Raw genomic sequence first — 2656 nt, 5'->3', positions numbered from 1 at the left:
GGCCCGCCCAGCACGACGGCGCGCCCGGCGCCTTCCGCGAGGTCACCGCCGAGCGCGCCGTCGTGCTGGGCGGGCCGGCCGCGATCCTGCTGCAGGTCGCGCACCCGCTGGTCGCCGAGGGCGTGGCCGTGCACAGCGACTACACCGCCGGCCCGGCGCACCGGCTGCTGGCGACGCTGCAGGCCGCGCTGACGGTCACCTTCGGCGACACCGAGCAGGCGCGCGCGGCGGCCCGCGAGGTCGGCGCCCAGCACGCCCGGGTGCGCGGCACCACCCGCACCGCGGTGCCCGGCACCCCCGCGGGCACCGCGTACCGGGCCGGCGACCCGGACCTGGCGCTGTGGGTGCACGCCACGCTGGTGTGGACGGCCCGCCGCGTCGTCGAGCGCTACCTCGGCCGCGCCCTGGACGCCGCCGAGCGCGAGGAGCACTGGCGCGGCTCGTGGCCCTTCGCGCGCCTGTTCGCCGTGCCGCAGGCGGTCCTGCCGCCCACCGCCGACGCCTTCGAGCGCTACTGGGAGCGCAGCGTGGCCGGGCTGGTCGTCACCGACGCCGCCCGCACCGTCGCCGGCGGCATCCTCACCCAGCGCACCCGCCCGCCCCTGCCGGGCGTGGCGGCGCTGGCCCGCGCCGTCACCGCCGACCTGCTGCCGGCGCCCGTCGCCGACGCCTACGGCCTGGCCCGCACCCCGGGCCGGCGCGCCGCCGCCGGCGCGACCCGCGCCCTGCTGCGCACCACCCGCCCGGTGCTGCCGGCGCGGGTGGCGCACTGGCCGCACGCCGCCGTCGCCGAGCGGCGCCTCGCCGCCGCCCCCGGCACGACGGGCGCCCGCGCGGCGCCCTGAGCCGCGGCGCCCTGGACCGCGGCGCCACCCCCCGGGCGGGTGCCTCAAGCGGGTCGCGGGGCCTGCCGATGGGAGGACCGGTCACCCCGCGCCCCGGGGTGCGTCCGCCCGAGGAGGCCCCGTTGAGCACGACGACCCCGCCCGGCACCGCCGCGCCCGCGCGGCGGCGCTTCGCCGACCGCTCGGTCGCCACGAAGATCGGCGCGATCGTCGTGCTGTCCTGCACGGTCGCCACCGGCCTGCTCGGCGTGGGGCTGTCCGGGCTCTCCGACGTCAACGCCCGCACCGGCGAGGTGTACGCGCAGGACCTGGTGCCCGCCGCGGACCTGGCCGACCTGCGCGCCAGCGCCCTGCAGGCCCAGCGCGACCTGGCCAACCTCGCCCTGGCCGACGACGCCGCCGCCCGCGAGGACCTCACCGCCCGCGTCGCCGCCGACGACGAGCAGCTCGACGCCCTCGTGGAGCGCTACGGGGCGGCCCTGAGCACTGAGGCGCAGCGCGCGCAGCTGAAGGAGTTCACCACCTGGTGGACCTCCTACCGCGGCACCCGCGACGGCTTCCTCGTGCCGCTGGCCACCTCCGGCGAGGAGGGCGACCGGGCCAAGTTCCAGCAGCTCTACCTCGGCAACGTGGCCCTGCTGGCCGGCAACGCCGAGCAGGCCCTGGACGAGCTGGACCGCCTCAGCGAGGAGCACGGCAAGGCGTCGGTGGCCGCCGCCGCGGACACCTACTCCACCGCCCGCACCGCCATGGTCGCCGTCCTCGTCGGCGGCCTGCTGGTGACCGCGCTGCTGGCGCGCTGGACCACGAACCTCGTGGTGCGCCCGCTGCGCCAGGTCGTGGAGGTCCTGGGCCGCGTCGCCGAGGGCGACCTGACCGCCAGCGCCGACGTCGAGCGCCACGACGAGGTCGGCCGCATGGCCCAGGCCCTGCGCACCGCCACCGAGAGCATGCGCCGCACCGTCGCCGGCCTCGACGGCGACGCCGGCACCCTGGCCCGCGCCGCCGGCGACCTGCAGGCCACCACCTCGGTCATCTCCGGCAGCGCCGGGGACGTCTCCGAGCGCGCCGGCACCGTCGCGCAGTCCGCCCACGACGTCAGCGACCACATCGCCGGCGCCGCCGCGGGCGCGGAGGAGATGGGCGTGTCCATCAGCGAGATCTCCTCCAACGCCTCGCGCGCGGCGGAGGTCGCCGGCCGCGCCGTCGGCATCGCCACCGAGACCGGCGAGACGATGGCCGCGCTGGGCCGCTCCTCCGCCGAGATCGGCGACGTGGTCAAGACCATCACCTCCATCGCCGAGCAGACCAACCTGCTGGCGCTGAACGCCACCATCGAGGCCGCGCGCGCCGGGGAGATGGGCAAGGGCTTCGCGGTGGTGGCCGGGGAGGTCAAGGAGCTCAGCTCGCAGACCGCGCGCGCCACGGAGGACATCGCCACCCGCATCCAGGCCATCCAGGGCGACGTGGACCGCGCGGTGAGCGCGATCTCCAGCATCTCCGGCGTCATCGCCGAGATCAGCGACTACCAGGGCACCATCGCCGCGGCGGTGGAGGAGCAGGCGGCCACCACGCAGGAGATGAGCCGGCGCGTGGGCGACGCCGCCGCGGGCGCGGCCACCATCGCCGGCACCATCGGCACCGTCGCCAACGCCGCCCAGGAGACCGGGGCCGGCGCCGCCGACTCCGACCGCGCGGTGCGCGAGCTGGCCGGCATGGCCGACCGCATGCGCGCCACCGTCGCCACGTTCCGCTACTGAGCCGCCCGAGCGAGCCGGAACCGCAGCCGTGAGCACCCCGAGCCCCGTCCC

General features: G+C 78.2%; 2 protein-coding genes. Both read left to right on the top strand.

Annotated elements, in window-relative coordinates; genetic code table 11:
• Positions 1-845, top strand: an 845-nt coding sequence (locus GTR00_RS18505) for an oxygenase MpaB family protein (protein ID WP_166613040.1), incomplete at its 5' end; no start/stop codon positions are given.
• 122 nt (positions 846-967) lie between these two features.
• Entirely contained in the window at positions 968-2605 is a 1638-nt protein-coding gene (locus tag GTR00_RS18500; protein WP_166613039.1) for a methyl-accepting chemotaxis protein, read from the top strand.
• Positions 2606-2656: the final 51 nt, after the last annotated feature.

It is taken from the genome of Kineococcus indalonis, from assembly GCF_009906395.1.
In the GTDB taxonomy this organism is placed as follows: domain Bacteria; phylum Actinomycetota; class Actinomycetes; order Actinomycetales; family Kineococcaceae; genus Kineococcus; species Kineococcus indalonis.
This window is presented reverse-complemented; position numbering and strand designations above follow the sequence as displayed.